The sequence below is a fragment of the Streptomyces sp. NPDC021622 genome, assembly GCF_040640795.1.
Taxonomy (GTDB): domain Bacteria; phylum Actinomycetota; class Actinomycetes; order Streptomycetales; family Streptomycetaceae; genus Streptomyces.
In genome coordinates, this window is sequence record NZ_JBFACK010000011.1 from 232,946 (window position 1) to 251,195 (window position 18,250).

General features: G+C 68.5%; 15 protein-coding genes and 3 pseudogenes. 6 read left to right on the plus strand and 12 right to left on the minus strand.

The annotated features are described in order from the left end of the window. Positions 1-37: 37 nt before the first annotated feature. The 5 genes and pseudogenes from AB0G47_RS23025 to AB0G47_RS23045 form a co-directional block, all read right to left on the minus strand. The gene (locus AB0G47_RS23025) at positions 38-2,437 is read right to left on the minus strand and encodes an excinuclease ABC subunit UvrA (RefSeq protein ID WP_360772916.1); all 2,400 of its coding nucleotides are present in this window, start codon (positions 2,435-2,437) and stop codon (positions 38-40) included. 42 nt (positions 2,438-2,479) lie between these two features. Then, positions 2,480-3,634, minus strand: coding sequence for an LLM class flavin-dependent oxidoreductase (locus tag AB0G47_RS23030; RefSeq protein WP_360773219.1), 1,155 nt, complete (start codon positions 3,632-3,634; stop codon positions 2,480-2,482). A 592-nt stretch (positions 3,635-4,226) separates the two neighbouring features. Further along, positions 4,227-7,025, minus strand: coding sequence for a patatin-like protein (locus tag AB0G47_RS23035; RefSeq protein ID WP_360772918.1), 2,799 nt, complete (start codon positions 7,023-7,025; stop codon positions 4,227-4,229). A gap of 518 nt (positions 7,026-7,543) precedes the next feature. After that, positions 7,544-8,067 (minus strand): annotated as a pseudogene (locus tag AB0G47_RS23040) (transposase); the annotation flags it as partial. 83 nt (positions 8,068-8,150) lie between these two features. Next, on the minus strand, positions 8,151-9,098 hold the full coding sequence (locus tag AB0G47_RS23045; protein ID WP_360772921.1) for a LysR family transcriptional regulator: 948 nt from the start codon (positions 9,096-9,098) through the stop codon (positions 8,151-8,153). Positions 9,099-9,169: 71 nt separating this feature from the next. Between AB0G47_RS23045 and AB0G47_RS23050 the strand changes: the two genes are divergently transcribed. The 3 genes and pseudogenes from AB0G47_RS23050 to AB0G47_RS23060 all read left to right on the plus strand — a co-directional run bounded on the left by AB0G47_RS23050 (position 9,170) and on the right by AB0G47_RS23060 (position 11,025). Continuing rightward, complete coding sequence (locus tag AB0G47_RS23050) at positions 9,170-10,096, plus strand: dihydrodipicolinate synthase family protein (protein ID WP_360772924.1); 927 nt, start codon at positions 9,170-9,172, stop codon at positions 10,094-10,096. Positions 10,097-10,102: 6 nt separating this feature from the next. Beyond that, positions 10,103-10,228, plus strand: a pseudogene (locus tag AB0G47_RS23055) (IS5/IS1182 family transposase); the annotation flags it as partial. A 173-nt stretch (positions 10,229-10,401) separates the two neighbouring features. After that, a complete protein-coding gene (locus AB0G47_RS23060; protein WP_360772927.1) occupies positions 10,402-11,025 on the plus strand; it encodes a DUF6000 family protein in 624 nt (207 codons plus the stop codon). A gap of 371 nt (positions 11,026-11,396) precedes the next feature. Here AB0G47_RS23060 and AB0G47_RS23065 read toward each other — a convergent pair whose 3' ends face one another. The 3 genes from AB0G47_RS23065 to AB0G47_RS23075 all read right to left on the minus strand — a co-directional run bounded on the left by AB0G47_RS23065 (position 11,397) and on the right by AB0G47_RS23075 (position 14,203). Continuing rightward, positions 11,397-12,143, minus strand: a complete 747-nt coding sequence (locus AB0G47_RS23065) for a hypothetical protein (protein WP_360772929.1) — start codon at positions 12,141-12,143, stop codon at positions 11,397-11,399. Between the two features lie 681 nt (positions 12,144-12,824). Continuing rightward, a complete protein-coding gene (locus AB0G47_RS23070) occupies positions 12,825-13,196 on the minus strand; it encodes a hypothetical protein (protein ID WP_360772930.1) in 372 nt (123 codons plus the stop codon). 449 nt (positions 13,197-13,645) lie between these two features. Continuing rightward, positions 13,646-14,203, minus strand: coding sequence for a hypothetical protein (locus AB0G47_RS23075; RefSeq protein ID WP_360772933.1), 558 nt, complete (start codon positions 14,201-14,203; stop codon positions 13,646-13,648). A gap of 66 nt (positions 14,204-14,269) precedes the next feature. On the opposite strand from AB0G47_RS23075, the gene AB0G47_RS23080 reads away from it, so the two are divergent. After that, a complete protein-coding gene (locus tag AB0G47_RS23080; protein ID WP_360772936.1) occupies positions 14,270-14,452 on the plus strand; it encodes a contact-dependent growth inhibition system immunity protein in 183 nt (60 codons plus the stop codon). On the opposite strand, the gene AB0G47_RS23085 is transcribed toward AB0G47_RS23080, so the two are convergent. Further along, a complete protein-coding gene (locus AB0G47_RS23085) occupies positions 14,442-14,690 on the minus strand; it encodes a transposase (RefSeq protein WP_360773233.1) in 249 nt (82 codons plus the stop codon). The two genes, AB0G47_RS23080 and AB0G47_RS23085, sit on opposite strands and share 11 nt — an antisense overlap. A gap of 254 nt (positions 14,691-14,944) precedes the next feature. On the opposite strand from AB0G47_RS23085, the gene AB0G47_RS23090 reads away from it, so the two are divergent. Together AB0G47_RS23090 and AB0G47_RS23095 are read left to right on the plus strand one after the other, a co-directional pair. Beyond that, the gene (locus AB0G47_RS23090; protein WP_360772939.1) at positions 14,945-15,910 is read left to right on the plus strand and encodes a MerR family transcriptional regulator; all 966 of its coding nucleotides are present in this window, start codon (positions 14,945-14,947) and stop codon (positions 15,908-15,910) included. Between the two features lie 200 nt (positions 15,911-16,110). Further along, positions 16,111-16,518 carry an actin depolymerization factor/cofilin-like domain-containing protein gene (locus AB0G47_RS23095; protein ID WP_360772942.1) on the plus strand — a complete coding sequence of 136 codons (408 nt, stop codon included), beginning with the start codon at positions 16,111-16,113 and terminating at the stop codon, positions 16,516-16,518. A gap of 291 nt (positions 16,519-16,809) precedes the next feature. Here AB0G47_RS23095 and AB0G47_RS23100 read toward each other — a convergent pair whose 3' ends face one another. The 3 genes and pseudogenes from AB0G47_RS23100 to AB0G47_RS23110 all read right to left on the minus strand — a co-directional run. Next, a complete protein-coding gene (locus AB0G47_RS23100; protein ID WP_360772945.1) occupies positions 16,810-17,202 on the minus strand; it encodes a nuclear transport factor 2 family protein in 393 nt (130 codons plus the stop codon). A 120-nt stretch (positions 17,203-17,322) separates the two neighbouring features. Continuing rightward, entirely contained in the window at positions 17,323-17,598 is a 276-nt protein-coding gene (locus tag AB0G47_RS23105) for a hypothetical protein (protein ID WP_360772948.1), read from the minus strand. 231 nt (positions 17,599-17,829) lie between these two features. Then, positions 17,830-18,213 (minus strand): annotated as a pseudogene (locus AB0G47_RS23110) (helix-turn-helix domain-containing protein); the annotation flags it as partial. Between the last annotated feature and the right edge of the window lie 37 nt (positions 18,214-18,250).

Below are 18,250 nucleotides of genomic sequence, written 5' to 3' on the forward strand. Positions count from 1 at the left end.
GTTCAGTACTTGATTTAAGGCACCCTCCGAGGCGCCGTCAAGGAGTTGGTGCGGACCAACCAGAACCGTCGGGCGTCAGCGCCCGTGCCAGATACGGCGCCGTGCGGCTGCCCGGCGCCCCCGCCATGACCGCCGGCGGGCCGGACGCGACGATTCTGCCGCCCTCCTCGCCGCCGCCGGGGCCCAGGTCGATCACCCAGTCCGCGCCCGCCACCACCGCCATGTCGTGCTCGACGACGACCACCGAGTGGCCCGCGTCGACCAGGCCGTGCAGCTGACGCATCAGGACCTCGACGTCCGCCGGGTGGAGTCCGGTCGTCGGCTCGTCCAGGAGGTAGAGCGTGTGACCGCGCCGGACGCTTCCCCGAGCTTTTCGAACAGGTGAGGCCCCTTGCAACTCGCCCGCCAGCTTGATGCGTTGGGCCTCGCCGCCGGACAGCTCGGTGGCGGGCTGGCCGAGCCGCAGATAGCCGAGCCCCACGTCGAGCAGGGTCCGCAGGCTGCGGGCGACCGCCGGGGTGTCCGCGAAGAAGTCCGCGGCCGACTCGACGGTGAGGTCGAGGACTTCCGCGATGTTCCGCCCCTGGTAGGTCACTTGGAGCGTCTCGGGGTTGTAGCGCGCGCCCCCGCAGTCGGGGCACGGTGCGTACGTACTGGGCAGGAAGAGCAGTTCCACGCTCACGAACCCCTCGCCCTGGCAGGTCTCGCACCGTCCGCCCGCGACGTTGAACGAGAAGCGCCCCACGCCGTAGCCCCGCTCGCGCGCCGCGTCCGTGGCCGCGAAGACCTTGCGCACGACGTCGAAGAGGCCGGTGTAGGTGGCGAGGTTGGAGCGGGGCGTGCGACCGATCGGCTTCTGGTCGACGGACACCAGGCGTCCCACGCCCTCCAGTTCGTCGGTGATCTCGCCGATGAGCGTGGACTTGCCCGAGCCGGAGACACCGGTGACGGCGGTGAAGGTGCCGAGCGGGATCTCGGCCGTCACCTCACGCAGATTGTGGCGGCTGACGGGCCCGACCTTCAGCCAGCCACGGGGCGCGCGCACCTCGCGCACCGGTTCCGGTTCGCGCCCGAAGAGGAAGCGGGCCGTCGCGGACTCCGCGACACCCGCGAGGTCCGCGACCGGCCCGCTGTGCAGGACCTCACCGCCGTGCTCACCCGCGTGCGGGCCCACGTCGACGAGCCAGTCGGCATGACGTACGACATCGAGGTGGTGCTCCACGACGAAGACCGAGTTGCCCGCTGCCTTGAGCCGGTCGAGGAGGGTGAGCAGCGACTCCGTGTCTGCCGGGTGCAGTCCGGCCGAGGGTTCGTCCAGGACGTACACGACGCCGAAGAGCCCGGAACGGAGCTGCGTCGCGAGCCGCAGCCGCTGCAGTTCGCCCGTGGAGAGGGTGGGCGTCGCGCGGTCCGGGCTCAGATAGCCGAGCCCGAGCTCGGTGATCGTGGCGATCCGTGCGAGCAGGTCGGCGGCCAGGACGCGGGCCGCCTCCGAACCCGTCGCGCCTTCGAGCGTCTTGGCCAGTTCCGACAGCGGCAGCGCGGCGAGGTCGGCGATCGTACGGCCCGCGAACGTGACGGCCATCGCCTCCGGACGCAGCCTGCTGCCGCCGCAGGCCGGGCAGTCGGCGCTCTCCAGGAAACGCTCGGCCTTGGTGCGCAGCGTCTGGCTCTTGGAGTCCGCGAAGGTCTTCATCACATAGCGCCGCGCGCTCATGTACGTGCCCTGGTAAGGGCGTTGGATACGGCCGGCGTCCCGCACGGGGTGCACGGTCACCACCGGCTGCTCGTCGGTGAACAGGATCCAGTCCCGGTCCTGCTGTGGCAGTTCGCGCCAGGGCAGGTCGACGTCGTGGCCGAGGGTGTCGAGGACGTCGCGGAGGTTCTTGCCCTGCCAGGCCCCGGGCCACGCCGCGATCGCGCCCTCCCGGATCGAGAGGGACGGATCGGGGACGAGGAGTTGCTCGCTGGTGCGGTGCACGCGGCCCAGGCCGTGGCACTCCGGGCAGGCCCCGGCGGCGGTGTTCGGCGAGAAGGCGTCCGAGTCGAGGCGCTCGGCGCCCTGCGGATAGTCGCCGGCGCGGGAGAAGAGCATGCGCAGCGAGTTCGAGAGGTTGGTGACCGTGCCCACTGAGGACCGGGAGGTGGGCGCCGCCCGACGCTGCTGGAGCGAGACGGCGGGCGGGAGGCCCGTGATCTCGCCGACCCGCGGCGCGCCCACCTGGTGGATCAGCCGCCGGGCGTACGGGGCGACGGACTCGAAGTAGCGGCGCTGGGCCTCCGCGTAGATCGTGCCGAAGGCGAGCGAGGACTTTCCCGAGCCGGAGACGCCGGTGAAGACGGCGAGGACGTCGCGCGGAATGGCGACGTCCACGTTGCGGAGGTTGTGCTCCCGCGCACCACGCACACGTACGAACGGATCGTGGGGGCTGTGCATGGGGCGGACTCCGTACGCGGCTCGGGGGCAAACCCCACGATTCTAGGCCGCCGCCAGACCCGCGACCCGGGCGAGCCGCCGGTAGGAGTCGAGGAGCCCATCGCGGTCGTACGTACTGGTCGTGACCAGCACTTCCTGCGCGCCGCTCTCCTTGAGCAGTACTTCCAGCTCCTCGGCCACCTGCTCCTCCGTGCCGTGGATGTGGCCCTGGAGCCCGGATTCGTAGAACCCGCGCTCCTTCTCCGTCATCGTCATCGCCGGCGACTCGACGCGCTCGGCCGGGGGCAGCGGCGGGAAGGTGCCGTGCGTGCGCGAGTACGCCATGGACCAGGCTTCCGGTATCAGCAGGCGGCGGGCCGCTTCGGGCGTCTCGGCGACGGCGATGGTGCCCGAGACGACGACGTACGGCTCGCTCGACCACACCGAGGGCCGGAACGACGATCGGTAGTGGTCGATGCCGCGGAGCATCTTCTCGCGGCTCCGGATGTCGCCGATGACCATGGGAAGCCCGGCCTGCGCGGCGATGGTGGCGCCCTCGCCGATGGCCAGGACGTACGGCGGAACGGTCAGGCCCTCGGCGGGCCGGGCATGCGCGCCGGTGTCCGACGTGCCGCGGAACCAGCCGAGGAGCTCGGTGAGCTGCGCGGCGAAGTCCTCGGCGTTGTGCTTGTCCCGCCCCAGCGCCTTGCGCACCCCGTCGGTGAAGCCGACCGAGCGGCCGAGCCCCATGTCGATGCGTCCGGGAAAGAGCGCTTCGAGCACCCCGAACTGCTCGGCGACGATGAGCGGTTGATGGTTCGGCAGCATCACGCCGCCGGTGCCGACCCGGATGGTGCGCGTCGCCGCCGCGACGGCCGCCGCGAGCACGGTCGGCGCCGAACCAGCCACACCCGGCACGCCGTGATGCTCGGAGACCCAGAGACGGTGGTACCCGAGCCCTTCGAGCTCCTTGGCGAGCCGCACGGTGTCGCGCAGGGCCTCGGGGCCGTCGTGCCCCTCACGGGTGCGGGAGCGGTCGAGGACGGAGAACCGGGTTGCTTCCACACGAGACCCCTCTGGCTGGTGGACATCACGTTCCCGTGGGGAAGTGCGTTCCTGTTCGTCCTGCATGGCTGCTCCGGAGGCTTCGGTCTCGGCCGTCTCTCGGCTGATCTCCTCTGCGGTTTCAATGATCCGTGAGGTCTGTGGGGCGGGCAAAGTGATTTTGATCTCCGCGGAGTCCAGCGCCTTGTTCAGCGTGATGGTGCGCTGGAGGAGCTCGATGAGCTGTCGCTGCTCGCAGTCCTGTGCCTGGCGGAGGATATTGCGCTGACGTCGGGCGAGGTCGTCGACTTTCCGCTGGAGCCGATCGCGCTCAGCTTCACGCTCCTCTACTGCATGATCCTCGCAAGTCGCGAGATCGGCGGCGAGGAAGTCACGGCGGTGCGAACCGAACACCCGGTCCGCAAGGAAGCGCGAAATGCCGTCGAGGAACACCTCCTCCCGGACGTACAGCGTTGTCGGGTGCTCGGGGAACCAGCCCGAGTGGCCGACCCGGCTCGGCTTCGGCCAGCACATGTAGTAGGTCCGGGTGCCCCCGGTGCCTCGGCAGACACCGGACATCCTGCGTCTGCAACGGTCCCTGGACCAGGCGTGTGCACGGCGGCGCGCGTACATCTCATCGAACGTCCACTTCGGGATCAGGGGTTCATGCGATGGGCTCGGAGGACCACACCCACTGGGACGGATGGGAGCGCGAGAGGTTCAGCACGGTGCACAGCCGCTTCACGCCGAAGACGTCCGGCCGGCTTCACGCCGTAGCGACTGGACCCTCGCCCGGACCGGATGCTGACGTGGCCCGGTGGTTGGACGAGGATGCCTTCCGCTGACTGACGTGTCTGGCAGCCCAGCACCAGAGACCGGTGCCGATGAATTCCAGACTGAGCAGCACGGCCATGCCCGCCGCTGCGGTGACCAGCTGCAGCGTCCAGCTCCAGTCGCTCTTCCACAGGTACCGGACCAGGACCGAGAGTCCGAAGGCGCCGGCCATCGCCGAGACCAGGGCCAGCAGGGCCGTCAACAGAGTGGTCCGCATGGCGGTCGCCGGATCCCTCCTGATCCGCCACCACCACAGCCACCGCGCCGGGGAGCAGACCAGCCGTGAGGGCCCCATCCACTGCCTTGCCCCGATCCGGCGGCCGAACGCCCGCCAGAACATGACCTTGCCGGCCTCGGCCTTGACGCCGCTGTCCGTAGATCCCTTGCCCGCCAGGATGCTCAGCACCGCCTCCACCATCCTGCCGGCCGTGTGCCGCCCGTCCTTGGTATCCAGGTAGCGCTTGAACAGCAGGGAGTCGTCGGGCTCGGCCAGCTCGTCGAGGTTGCGGGTCATCTGCTCCTTGCCGATCTCGGCCCGGAGAATGGCTTCGTGCAACGAGGTCTCGATGAGCCGCCGTTCCTGATGGTCCGGGATGAACAACCGCAGCAGATGGTGGGAGGCATCGAGCCTTCCCCAGGTGAAGTCGGAGGCACGCCACTCGGGCTTGACGAACGCGCCGAAGTGGCCGAGCCGGATGCCGTAGAGCTTGCGGTCACCGAGAGGCGCGTACTTGTCCAACGGGAAGACGGGGCTGTGGTCGTCCGGGCCCAGCCGCAGGAACTCGAACTGCGGCGTGTGCTCGACCAACTCCTCCGGGGAGGCGAATGCGTGCGCCACCACCTCCGCGATGAGACAGAAGCGCAGGATCTCCACCGCCTCGAGTTCCGAGAGGACGGGGTCCTTGACCTTGCGCAGGGCGTCTGCGTATGCGTTGACGGCATTGTGCACCTGATCGCCCAACACATCCTTAAGCCCGAGTTGTTCATAGACGGCGTTGAGCAGAGCAACGGGCCCCTGCTCCGGGTCAAGCCGGTCGGCCGGAGCTCCACCGGTCTCGGCCGCGTTGCGGATCAGGCCGAAGAGAGTGTCCTGGACGGCCCGCACGGTCCGAACACAGGAACTCAGCCCGTCCAGCGCTTCGGTCAGGGCGGACTGCTCCCTGCGCCGGGCGTCGGCAACGTCCTCGTCCGGCGCGCATTGCGGGGAATCCTGCCCTGCGGCGCTCACCCTCAGCCGTCGTTCGATGTCGCCGACGAGGGTCCACATCAGGCGTTCGGCCACACTTCCGCCCCACACCCACGGCTGCCACTGCGGGTCCTCCAGGGCTCTCTTGGTTTCCGGCACCCAGGAGGGCTGGTGACCGTTGTGCAGAATGTCGTCGATGCCCTCCGCTTGCGGGATGCCCACCAGGGAACGTACGCCGCGTCCCTCCTCACGCAGTTGCCGCATCTTCCACACCGCGCCGCTGATCCGGCTCTTGCGGTACTCGCGGAAGAGGGATTCGGACAGCATGCGCAGCTCGTCGCGGACTTCCGCCTTGCGTTCGTTCTCCTGCTTGAGGAGGGCCTCGGGATCGTCCGTCGGCCCGCTCGGGTTCTTGCGAGCGTCCCTGTCCCTTAGCGGCTCGATTTGGCGGACGAAAAGCTCCAGATGCCGGTCGAAGGACTGGCGATTCATCAGATCCAGCAGTTCGGACGTCCCGTTGCGGAAGTCGGCCTCCCGCGGATAGCTGACGGCTGTGCCGAGCACCGACGGCCATTCCGTCGCCTTGCACGGCGGCCTGGTATCCGCATGCCGCTCAGCAACCCCGGTGGAGGGCACGATGTAGACGACGATGCGCCGCACAGGCCCGTCCACACGCCGGTCTCCGATGGCCCCCAGGACCGGCTCAAAGGGGGCGTTGTTCAGCAGCCCACCGTCGACGATCCAGCTGGCCCGGTCCCGGCCCTGGCTCGGGATCTCCGGGGCCGGCCGCACGCGCTGCTCCAGCAGCGGCGACTCGTCCACCGGTGCGAAAGCCACCGGGAACCCGGCCGAGGCACGCGCTGCCAGCCGGAGCCGGTCCAGCACCTTTTCGTTGAGGAAGTCCCCGCGCGCGTGGTTCTCCGGTCTCCACACATCGGACTCGGCACCGGCCTTCCGGAAGACCACGGCACACGGGTCGTGCTGGAACTTGTAGATCCGGCGGTGGTCGGCGACCTGGAACCGGCCTCCGAAACCATCGCGGAGATACTCCGGCAGGCCGTCGAGCGCGGTCGCGGTGACGAAGAGGGTCACCGGCTCGGCCTCGCGCTGGCTCCCGCCCATCCCGTGCAGGATCTTCCCGATCTCGTCCTCGAAATACCGTCCGTCGAGAACGCTGTTGTACGGCGGATGCCCGAGCAGCCGGTCGTCCGTGAGCGCTGCCGCCTCCTGCCAGGTCTTCCGAAGATCAGGCAGCACCGTTCCCCGGCCGATGGCCGCAGCGAGCAGCGAGCCGTTCAGTCCGCCCGCGGACGTGCCCGCGATGACATCCACAAGGACCTGTGTGTGCGCCTGTCGCATCACCTGCTGCCACATGTCGAAGCACGCGTGGTCGGCCGGGGAAACGGACTCCGGCCGGTCGGACTGGAGTCCACGGGACGCCCGCCGCAGCAGGTCCAGCTCATGCGTCACACCCCCCATCCAGACGGCGAGGCTGACCCCGCCATTGAGGACCAGGGCGAGACGCGTCTGTTCAGGAGTCGCCATCTACGCACCGTAATCAGGCCAGTCAGCCGGTCCCGGAATTGCGCACGTGCCCGGGGTGGCAGGCCACCTGACTGGGGGCACGCCGGCGCGATGAGCCGCATGCCACGGCGTCCGTGTACCGCTTCACCTCCTGGTGGGGGAGAAGCACACCCACGCAAGCGTTGCAGGGACCGTGCGGTGAAGACGTGTTGGACGCGGGTTTGACCAGGCCGCGGTAGCGATAGCGGGAGCGGTTCCTCGTCCTTCCACATAGAGAAGGTGCTGCTCCTCGAGCGCGGCCCTGAACCACGAGTTCTGGCCGTGGTTGGCATCGGCCACCACCACGGGCGGCGCCAGGCTCCCGCCGACCAGCTCGTCCAGCGCCAGCAGCCGCTTCTCCCGGGCCCGCCTACTGAAGCACCTTCGTCTTCTGCCTGTGTGCGAGGTCGGTGGCCCACTGCGCGGGCAGGAACAGACGCCGGGTTAGTGGGCTGGAGGCGGCGTCGGTGGCGGCGTACCCGGCTCACCGTCACCTGGCATTTGAACTGGTGCAGCCAGGCGAAGGCACACTCGACCACCCAGCGCACCTTGCCCAGTCCGGACCCGTGGGCGACGCCGCGGCGCGCGATCAACGCATTGATGCCGTGTTTCCGCAGTAGGCGGCGGTACTTGTCGAAGCCGTAGCCCCGGTCCGCGTACATGCGCCGGGGCTTGCGGCGGGGACGTCCCCGCCGACCCCGAATCGGCGGAACGGCGTCCAGCAGCGGCAGGAGCTGGGTGACGTCATGCCGGTTCCCGACGGCCAGCGTCACGGCGAGCGGGGTGCCGTGGCGGTCCACGATCAGGTGGTGCTTGGAGCCGGAACGGACGCGGTCGACGGGCGAGGGACCGACGCGATCCCCCCTTTGAGGGCCTGGACGTGCAGGCCTGGCCAGACATCGGCCTCGGTCCAGTGCTGCAGCCGACGCCAGGCCGCCGGAGCAGCCCACGGTCTCTGCGGGACATCGCGCCACGCGGCACCGGTTCGCAGCACGTACATGACGCCGGCGAGTGCTGCCCGGTCGGGCCCACCGGTCGTCAGGAACAAGATCAGTCCGTACTCCGGACACCCTGCCGACCAAGATCGTCGAGCATAAGACCCGCAACTCAACTCTCTGAAGCGACCAGCAAGGAGGCACTGCCCGTGCTGCCCACCGCTGTTCGCGCCGCCGCCACGAATGCTGCGATCGCCGGGTGGGTACCGCCGCCCGCGCGGAAGGCTACCTTCGAACGGCGGAAGAGGGGCAGCCGGGTCAGGACCAGGTTCTCGGGGGCGTGTGCGGTGGCCATCTCCGGTACGAATCCGGCGCCTTGCCCGATGGCGGCCAATGCCAAGACCGTACGGAAGTCGTTGACCTGATGGCGGATGCGCGGCTGGAATCCGGCCGCCTGACAGGCACGTACGGCCATCGCGTGACCGGTCGTGCCGTCCCGGGCCGTGATCCATGGGGACGTGGCCCACGGTCCGAGCAGCTCCGCCAGCGCGTCGCCGCGGGCGGCAGGACCGGTAGCGCTGTCGGTGGCGCCACCCGTGGCCAGGTACATCGGCTCCTCCAACAGAGGCACCTGGTCGACTGTGGTGTCCGGTGACGCGGGCACGAAGTCGTAGTCGTGGACGAGGGCCACGTCGAGTTCACCGGCGCGTAGGCCGTCGGAGACCCGCGCCGAGTCGATCTCCTGCACCATCGGTTCCAGCGCGGGGTGCCGCTGGGCCAGTTCGGCCAGCGTGGCGGGCACGATCGCGGGGCCGCCAGAGGGAAACGTCCCGATCCGCAGCGGACCACCGACGCCCTCGCGTGCACCAGCCAGCTCGGAGACCGCCAGTTCGAGGCGTTCGAGGACGGCATCGGCGTGGGTGACGAGAGTTCGGCCCGCGGGGGTGAGCACCACCCGTCTGCCACTTCGTTCCAGCAGGGGTACGCCCGCCTCGCGCTCAAGCACGCTCAGCTGCTGGGATACGGCCGAGGCGGTGAAGGTCAGCGCCTCGGCGACGGCCGCGATGGTGCCGCGCCGGTCCAGTTCGCGCAGCAGGTGGAGACGTCGGACATCGAGCATAAGATGAGCTTACGCATAAGTAAAGAAATATGAACTGGATCTACTGTGTTTGGGTCGGTCAGGCTGGGCGTATGAAGCCCAAAGCGAATCTCACCGACCTGTTTGTCCCCTTGGTGACTCCGTTCACCGACGACTTGCGCCTCGCCCCGGACGCGCTCGCCGGCCTCGCCGACGAGGCGCTGTCGGCCGGCGGCGCTCGGGGACTCGTCGCTCTGGGCACCACCGCGGAGGCCGCCACGCTGACCGCCGAGGAGAAGCGGGCCGTGGTCCGCATCTGCTCGGCCGCCTGCCGGGCACACGGAGCTCCGCTGATCGTCGGCGTCGGCACCAACGACACCGCCGCCGCCATCACGACACTGCGGGAGCTCGCTCAGAGCGGTGACGTCGCCGCGGCGCTGGTTCCCGCACCGCCCTACACCCGGCCCGGCGAGGCGGGAGTGCTGGCGCACTTCACGGCACTCGCCGAGCACGGGGGCCTGCCCCTGGTCGTCTACGACATCCCGTACCGCACCGGTCAGCCCCTCGGCATCAGCACGCTGAACGCGCTCAGGCACCTACCGGAGGTCGTCGGGGTCAAGTACGCGACCGGTGCGATCGACGCGGCCGCGATGGAACTGCTCGGCTCGTCGACCCCGGACTTCGCGGTGCTCGGCGGCGATGACGCCGTCATCTCGCCACTGCTCGCGGCGGGCGCCCGCGGCGGCATCCTGGCGTCGGCCAATGTCCGCACCGCTGATTACGCCGAGCTGATCTCGCTGTGGCAGCGCGACGCCACCGGACCGGCCCGCAGGCTGGGAGCCGAGCTGGCCCGGCTGTCCTCCGCGCTCTTCGCCGAGCCGAACCCGACCGTGATCAAGGGGGTGTTGCACGCCCAGGGCCGTATCCCCAGCCCGGCCGTCCGGCTGCCGCTGCTGGCCGCCTCCGCCGATTCGGTCCGGCAAGCGGCAGACCTGGCCACCGCCAGGACCCACCGAGCCCACCAAGAGACCGCGGCCTAGTGGGCCCGCGGTCCCCGGCGTATGTACGCGGACCGGGGCTACGGCTTCGACAAGTACCGCCGCCTACTGCGGAAACACGGCATCAAGCCGTTGATCGCGCGCCGCGGCGTCGCTCACGGGTCCGGACTGGGGGACCGGTGGTGGCAGATCAGCGATTACAAGATCGATCGAACCCAATCACGCTGAAACCGCCAGATCGTGCCAGAGCAGACAGGCACCACACCGGCGCCGAACACGGTGGCTGCCTGGGACCTACTCGCCCCTCAGCCCTAGCCTGACACGGCCTGTAGGGCACCATGCTGGGCATGCGCTACGACCTTGAGGATCCCGAACTGAGGCGGCTGCGCCGCCACTACGTCGCTGCCGGTCAGCGCTACATGCGGCTGCACTACGGCATCTTCCGGCTGAGTGACCGCGAGCGCGGCAAGTTCGCGCGGGAGTTGGCCCGAGCGGCAGATTCCATAACGCCCCGAGAGCTCGGCGTCCTCCTCGACAGCGGCTGGCGCGAACGCAAGACCGCGGCCTGGCTGATCGCGATCGCGGGCCGTACCGAGTTCCGGCCGCGGCTGGGCGAGCTCCTTCTGGCGAGCGAGGTCTGCTACGCCGGGCACGCGTACTGCATCACCCTGGCCACCTTCGGCACCGAGGCCGACGCCGACCTGCTGGCCGCCTACCTCGACCGGTATCTGGCCCGCCCCGACCTGGACTACGACCAGTCCTCCGCACTCGGAGCCCTCCTCCACCTCGACGCTGCGCACGGCACCGACCGGGCGGCCCGATTTCTCACACCGAACGGCCCCTGGCAGCAGTGGATACACGGGCCGCGCGCCACTCGAGAGTCGGAGCCCGCCGAATACCAGCAGGTAATGGCCCGGTTCTGCTCCTTCGCGCAGGAAAGCGCCCGCCACTGCACCGCCCACAGAACATGATCCGTGGGCTGGCCCATGGGCAGCGGAAGGTTCGACGAGTCACTGCGCCGCTGGCCGCGGGCGGTGGCCGAGGCGTGGACGACCTGGCACGTGTGATCAGTGGCAGGGGGCAGGACTCGAACCTGTGGCATCCGGTTTTGGAGACCGGCAGCCAAGCTCCGCTGGGGCCTTGCCGTCGACACTAAGGAGCGGACCTCGCTCCGCAAGCTAGCGCCGTGTCAGCCAAGGTTCGCCCCGCCCTCGCCGTCCGGTGCCTGCTCTCGCAGCACCGGGCTTCCAGTACGAGGGTCCTCGCCCAGCGCACCGAGAGCACGCCCCGGACGCGGCTCTGAAACTGACGGGCAGAGCCTGACTGAAACAGGACTGATGCATCAATGTGCCCAGGACGGGGCGTACTCGACGTGGGCCCCGTCCCAGGGCCCGAGGTCCCGGCAGATGTGGTAATAGCAGCCACCGGGGATGAAGTGCCCGACCTGCGCGTGCGGAGGGCCGTATACGGTCAGGTCGACGAGATCCCTGGCCGCCGCCCGGTAGTCCATCGGATCACCGGTCAGGAAGAGGGTCTCGGCCTGTATCTGGTCCTGTATTCGGGGCGGCCGCTGCCAGTTCGAGGGCTGCTCGCGCTGCTGCCGCGCCATCAGTTCCCGATACTGGTAGGGCCAGAGACCGAGCGGCATCTCGGGCCCCGGCTCGGGGAGATCGGCGAGTGGGGGCGAGACACTGGTAACGCTGCCGCTGTTGGCTCTGGAGCTGGCCAACTGACGCACCCGCTTCCAGTGCCCTGGGCGGAACTGCAGTGCCCGGGGCGCCAGTACGAGATCGAAGGGCACCTCGTGCTCGTCGTCGAAGGCGGGCGCCAGGGCCGCGCTGCGGGTGGGCAGGTGGATGAGCGAGTGGCTGGAACGGGCCGCCAGCAAGAAGAGCGCGGCGAGGCGCCTGCCGTCGGGGCGGTCCACGGACATCCGCCATTCGTCGTCATTCTGCCGATAGAGGGCCACGCACCGAAGCGGCGGCTCGGGCCGCACGATCGTCAACTCCCTGCTACCGGTGCGCACTCGACGGCGCACCACCCGGACCCGCAGATCTTCCTGGACCAGCGCCGCCTTCACTTGCCCCATCCCCCGACATCCCTATCCGTCGCCATCTCTGTGCGACCCATTGTGGGTGTACCAGAGGCGGCCTCCTCCAGACGGCGCGAGTGTGACGAGCCGACCAAGCCAAGGGAGTTCGGAACGTCTCACGGTGACAGTGACAGCCAGTCAGTGTCCGCTCAATCGCCTTCGGCGGTGGCTTTATTCGGCAGTAGTGAAGTCAGTTGTCGATGGGTTTGGGAGGCACTGACCGCCAACGCAGCCAGAGCAGTTCAGCTACGGCCGGAGGAGTGGCCAACCAGCTGGACTGAGCGGTCCGGGCCGGGCCCGCACCGGCGTGGCCGTGTGCTGTGCGGCTAGACCCCCATCTCGTCGTGGGCCCGCTTTTGTTGGATCAAGTTGTTGGCCTGCTGCGCCAGCGTGTTCGTGCCGCCTACCAGCGAGTCAGTGACGCTTTCGACGTTCCCGCCGGAGCCATCGGAGTTCTGCGCGAACGCCTTGGCCAGCTGCTTCTGGCTTTGCGGGGTCTGGTTCTTCAGCCATCGCTGGTTGTCGGGGTTGAGCAGGCTCAGCAGGTTCTGGAGCGGGGCGGGGTGGCTCCCTCGACGAAGTCGGTCAGGTTCTGGCTCAGCTTTGGTGATGCAGCCACGCTGAGTGATTGGATCAGCTCGGGAGTGGCCAATCCCGGTGGCGAGAACGAACCGCTGGTCAGTTCCCCGCCTCGACGGCCGCCCCCTTGCTAAGGAACTGCTTCGCTGCGTTAACCGCTTCCCCGTTGAGTTCCTCGACGGAGGCACCCCAGCTCTCCTCCCAGCCGTCCAAGTTGTGCGCGCAGTGGACGAGGGGTTCCAGTTCTACGGGGTAGCCGAGGTCATAGGCGATGTCTGCCCAGATGAGGTGGGTGCCGGCTGCAGGATCCAGGGATCCGTCGGCGATCTGACCGGCGACCCAATAGGCCATGGCCCACTTCGCGGCCCGAGGGTCAGCGGGCGGGTGGAAGAACAGTCCCAACTCCTCCAGCACCTGGTCGAAGAGAGCCGGAGCCTCGGGCTCTTCGCTCCGGAAGAGACCGGCCAGCATGGCGAGGGAGGGGCTCTCGACCCCGGCAATCAGCGCGTCCAGCCCGACCTAGATGAGCCGGTCCGACCCGACGTGCCTACCGAATGCCCTCTCGCGCGCGATGTGGCTGAGCTGCTTGAGAGCGTCGTCGGGGGTCATCACAGTCTTCTCGATCGGCCATCCGGGAGAAGGAGACTCGCACATTCTCAGAACCCGTCTTTGAACCCGTCGTACGCCGCTGAAACTTCAGCATCATGGGCGGCATGGGGAACGTCGCGGATGACTCCGAGAAGTTCTGCCCCAGGATCCAACTGAACACCTGGCGTCGTGAAGGAGCACGGCGAGCAGTCCCGCAGGATCATCGACCTGGACTTAGCGGTGAAGCACGGCATCATCCCGACCCGGACCCCAGGACTGATCCGCAGGGGCTTTCCAACTCGACACTGACCAGCCCACCCAACAAAGTCCTACTAGCCCTCGATCAGGGTGCCCGGTGGGACCTCCGCGTCCTTCGCCTTGTCACCCGGCTGCAACTGGCGGTCGTAGCAGCCCTGACGCCAGACCAGTTTCTTGAACTGCTCCGGGGTGAGCACGCCCTGCCAAGGGGTGCCGCCCGGGCAGAACACGCCCTCGCAGCCGTAGCAGTAGTGCGCCGGCAGCCAGAACTCGTTGGCCAGTGCCTCGCCGGACGTCTCGGCGTCCTTCTCCCGGCCGTCGTCGCGCACCACCGCGAGGGTGACGGCGAGGATGAGCAGCCCGAGGACCACACCGCCGACCGTGTACAGCTGGTTGTCCTTCTCGACGCCCATGTAGGCCAGACCGCCGCCGAACATGAGGCTCAGGACGAGCCCCTCGACGAAGTGGATGCAGCCGTCGCCGCTCTTCTCCGGCCCCTTCGCCAGGCGGGTACCGAGGCTCTTGGTCAGGGCGCCCTTGCCGGAGCGCGCCTGTTCGACCGTCCGCACCTCGGCTCCACCGCAGCGCGGGCACATCGGCGTCGGCGGCTGCGGCCTTCCGTCCGTTGTCATGCGCAGAACGCTATCTGGTGCGGGTGTCGGCGCTGACGGCGGAGTGCGGTGCGGCCGGCGGCGCTGATGCGTGATGCAACCAGTTTGGTGCGCAGGGTGCATGAGCTGCGGCGCGTTCCGCCAGGCGAACTCGGTCCGGCGGATCTGCGCGCCCTTGTCTTTCAACAGGTGGCGCTGCCGTACGTTCTTCCGCTCTCTCAGACGGTGCTGCCATCGAGTTCATCGTGCGTATTCGTGATCAGGACATGAGAACCCGTTTCCGCAGGAGGGCGAAGCCCGCGCGACCGAACATCTGGCGCTTGAGCATTTTGATCCGGTTGAAATGCCCTTCGACGACGTCTGGGTTCCAGGGCAGGGTCTGGCCGGCGATGACGGCGTCCCAGTCGCGTTCGAGTCCTGTGGCGAGGGTGTGGAGGCTGGGAAGGTCGTCCTGTCGGACGGCGTCGAGCCAGTCCGGCAGCTGTTCGCCCTGACGCTCGGTCAGCATGGTCGCGAGCGACCGGACGTGGCGGGTGAGGGCGGCGATCTCGGGCGGTTGGCCGAGATGTTCTTGAGCTGGAGTTGCTCCGGTTCGGTGAGGGTCTCGGGGCGGCGGAGGATCCATCCGACGACTGAGCGGGGCGAAGGGGGTGAGCCGCCACCGGACGGGGCGATGCCCGTTTGAGGCAGGGAGACCCGCCCCCGCCCTTGACCCGTCCCCCAAGGTCCGGGTTTAGCGTTCTGGGCGACGAGGAGGTGCACATGCGTGCAGGTGAGGCGGCTGCGGCCGCCGGTGTGACGATCAAGGCGCTGCGCTACTACGAGGACTGCGGGCTGCTCAGCCCCGGCCGGGCGGCCAACGGCTACCGCGACTACACCGGGGAAGACGTCCGGTTGGCAGAGGAGATCCGCAGCCTCGGGGCCTTCGGTCTCACCCCCAAGGAGACCGGGCCCTTTCTTGCCTGCCTGCGCGCGGGACACGATGCGGGCGACTACTGCGCGGAGTCCCTGGCGGCCTACCAGCAGAAGATCGAGGCACTTGACCTCCTCGTCGCCCGGCTGACGCACAGCCGGGACCAGCTGATCAGCCGCCGGGACGAGGCGGCCAGGCGAGGATTCCCCGCCGCCACCGAACCATCGAAGGAGCCCGACGAGATGCTGCCCAAGGCCGACCCCCTGCCCGCCGACCTGCCTGCCCCGGTGGACGACGGCGCCGCCTCCCACCTGCCGGGCCGAACGCTCCCCGCCCTGCCGTTCACTGGTACGGACGGCAGCGACATACGTCTGGAGGCTGTCTCCGAGGGCCGCTGGGTGCTCTTCCTCTACCCGCTCACCGGAGACCCGGCCGCCGACATCCCGGAGGGCTGGAACGAGATCCCCGGCGCTCGCGGTTGCAGCCAGGAGGCCTGCAACTTCCGCGACAACCTCGACGCACTGCGGGCGGAAGGCGTCGACCGCGTGCTCGCCCTGTCCTCGGACCGAGCCGACTACCAACAGGCGCTCGTGGACCGCCTGCACCTGCCCTACCCGATGCTCTCCGACCCCCGGCTCACGCTCGCGGAGGAGCTGAAGCTCCCGACGTTCGAGGCCAACGGCCAGACGCTCTACCGGCGTCTCACCCTCGTACTGCGCGGCGCCACGATCGAGCACGTCTTCTACCCCGTCTTCCCGCCGGACACCCATGCCGACGAGGTGGCGCAGTGGTTCCGGAATCATCGCGACGCGTAACTGAACCGACGAGGGGCCGCCACACCTTCTGGGCCGCCACACCTTCCGGGGCGGCGGCCTCTCGCCGCTGCGGGCAAGGACGCGTGGGGGCACGTTGCCAAGTCCGCGGCTACGCCGACTGGTCCACGTTGGACTGTGCGCTTCAGTTGGCTGGTCACAGCCGATAGATGGCCATCTCGCTTCGAGCAGGAGGGCGAGCCATGAGCAGTGACGTCGTGGTGGAGGACAGTGTGATCAGCGCGTTCCAAGGACTGAAGGCGAAGAGGACCGTCAATACGATCTTCTGCAGGCTCAGCGACGACTTCAACACGATCGTCCCCGACTTCCAGGGAACGCTGACGCACGACGAACTGCTCGAGCGCCTGCCGAGGAGTGAAGCCCGCTACGTCGTGTACGACCTGGCCTACGCCAGGAGCAAGGGCGATGAGCAGCGCTACAAGATCACGCTGATCTCATGGTGCCCCGACGGCGTCACCATCAAGTCGCGCATGGTGCACTCCTCCGGCTACAACACCCTGCAGAACATGCTCGACGGCGTTGGGCTGTACATCCAGGCCGCCGACCTGTCGGACGTGGAGTACGACGAGCTCGTCTCGCGCGTCAGCTGACTGGGGCGGCGGCCCAGGGCCGCGGGCGAATCAGGGACTCGATGTTGGCTCTGACCCGGATTCCGTGAAGCCTCAGCTAAATGTTGGAGGCCAGAGACGCCTCCAGGCGTATACGTGGCGGAACCGCGGTCAGGGGTGTTCCGTGTGTCACCCTTGGTCGGCCGAGGTTTCCGTAGCTGGCTGCAAGGCGTGACCATGCACAGGCACAAAGAACCCGGCTACAGCCGGCCAGACGCCTGCGTGATCGACGACTGGCGCTGAGACCGCGTTGCGTCTGCCGTTCCCAGGCGCCTACGACCAGAACTCGTCGTAGGCTTGCGGGTCGGTCGTCAGGACCCAACCCTCGGCGATCTTGGCGTCCCTGATGTGGAAGACGATGGCGTAGTCCAAATCAAGCTGCTTGCCTTCACGTGACGCTGTGACGTGCAGCAGTGCGACTGTGTGGTCATCGTTGGCGAGCACATCGTGGAGCTGCGGCCGGTACGTGCCGCCCGTCAGCTGGAATTCCCGCCCGAACACCGCGAATGTTTCCTCGCGTCCCCGGTACTCCCCTGCCAGCGGGTTCCTGCCCCCGATGTGCCAGACCACTTCGGGGTGGAAGAGTTCCGCCAGCGCATCCATATCGCCGGCTGCGAAGGCAGCCATGACACCGTGAAACACGGCGATGTGGGGGTGCTCGGTCATCAGTACCTCCAGCTCTCCCTGGCCACCTGCGCACCGCGACACGCGCAGTGGCACATTGACGTCGGCCATTGGGCCGAACGCCGCACAGGGACGTAGCGGCCGAGGTCCAGGCGTAGGTTCCTAGCCGATGTCCACGTTCACCGCTTCGTAGATCTTCGGCTCGACCCTCGGCATGCCATTTGCCTCGAAGATCGTCGCCGCCTTCTCCATGAACGCCGCGAGGGCCGCTTTCGACTCCCAGACGTCGACCACGAGCCAGCCACCGTCCGCCGGGGCGCCCGCGTGGGAAATGAAGCCCTCCGCCGGCCACCACGGTGCCGCGTGGATGCTCGCGTGGCTGACCTCGTACTGCTCCTTGGCGACGCCCGGCAAATCGATGATGGCGATGATGGCCACGGCCTGCTCCCGTGAGGTTGGAGGATGGGGGGAACTCCCTCCAGTTGAGCAGTCCGCACAACCCTCCGCACGGCGGCGGGAGCCGACCAGGCTACGGGCTCGATCCGCCGGGTACGCCATAGCCCCAGCCGCCAAGCACGGGCTCGGCATGCCCTCCATCTACTTCCCGACCGCGTCTCCGAGAGAGACCGGCTCGACAAGGCACAGGCTGACGTCGCATCGGTCGTAGCCAACCCCCTCTGCGACCAGAAAGTCCGCCAGTTTTGTCAGGCTCCAGGTCGAGAACGGCAGGCCGTACTCGGCCGGTTTGGACTTCGCGATCTTTTTGATCTCTCGGCGCTCAAGCAGGGTGAAGGTCTTCGGCCGCCCGGCCTTGTACTTGGGGTAGAGGGAGCCGAAGCCGTCGGCGTTGAAGTTGTGGATCACCTCCCGGACCCGGTCCGGACTGGTGAAGGTCACCTCGGCGATCTTCGCCACGGCCATGCCCTGCGCGGACAGCAGCAGCATCTGGGCCCGCCGCCAGGTCACCACCGACCTGGTTCCCCGGCGGATGATTCGCAACAGCCGTCTGCCTTCGTCGCCGTCGATCTCCCGCACCCGCACCTGTTCCGCCACCCGCACAGCTTGACGGAGCTCGGCCGTCCGGCACAGT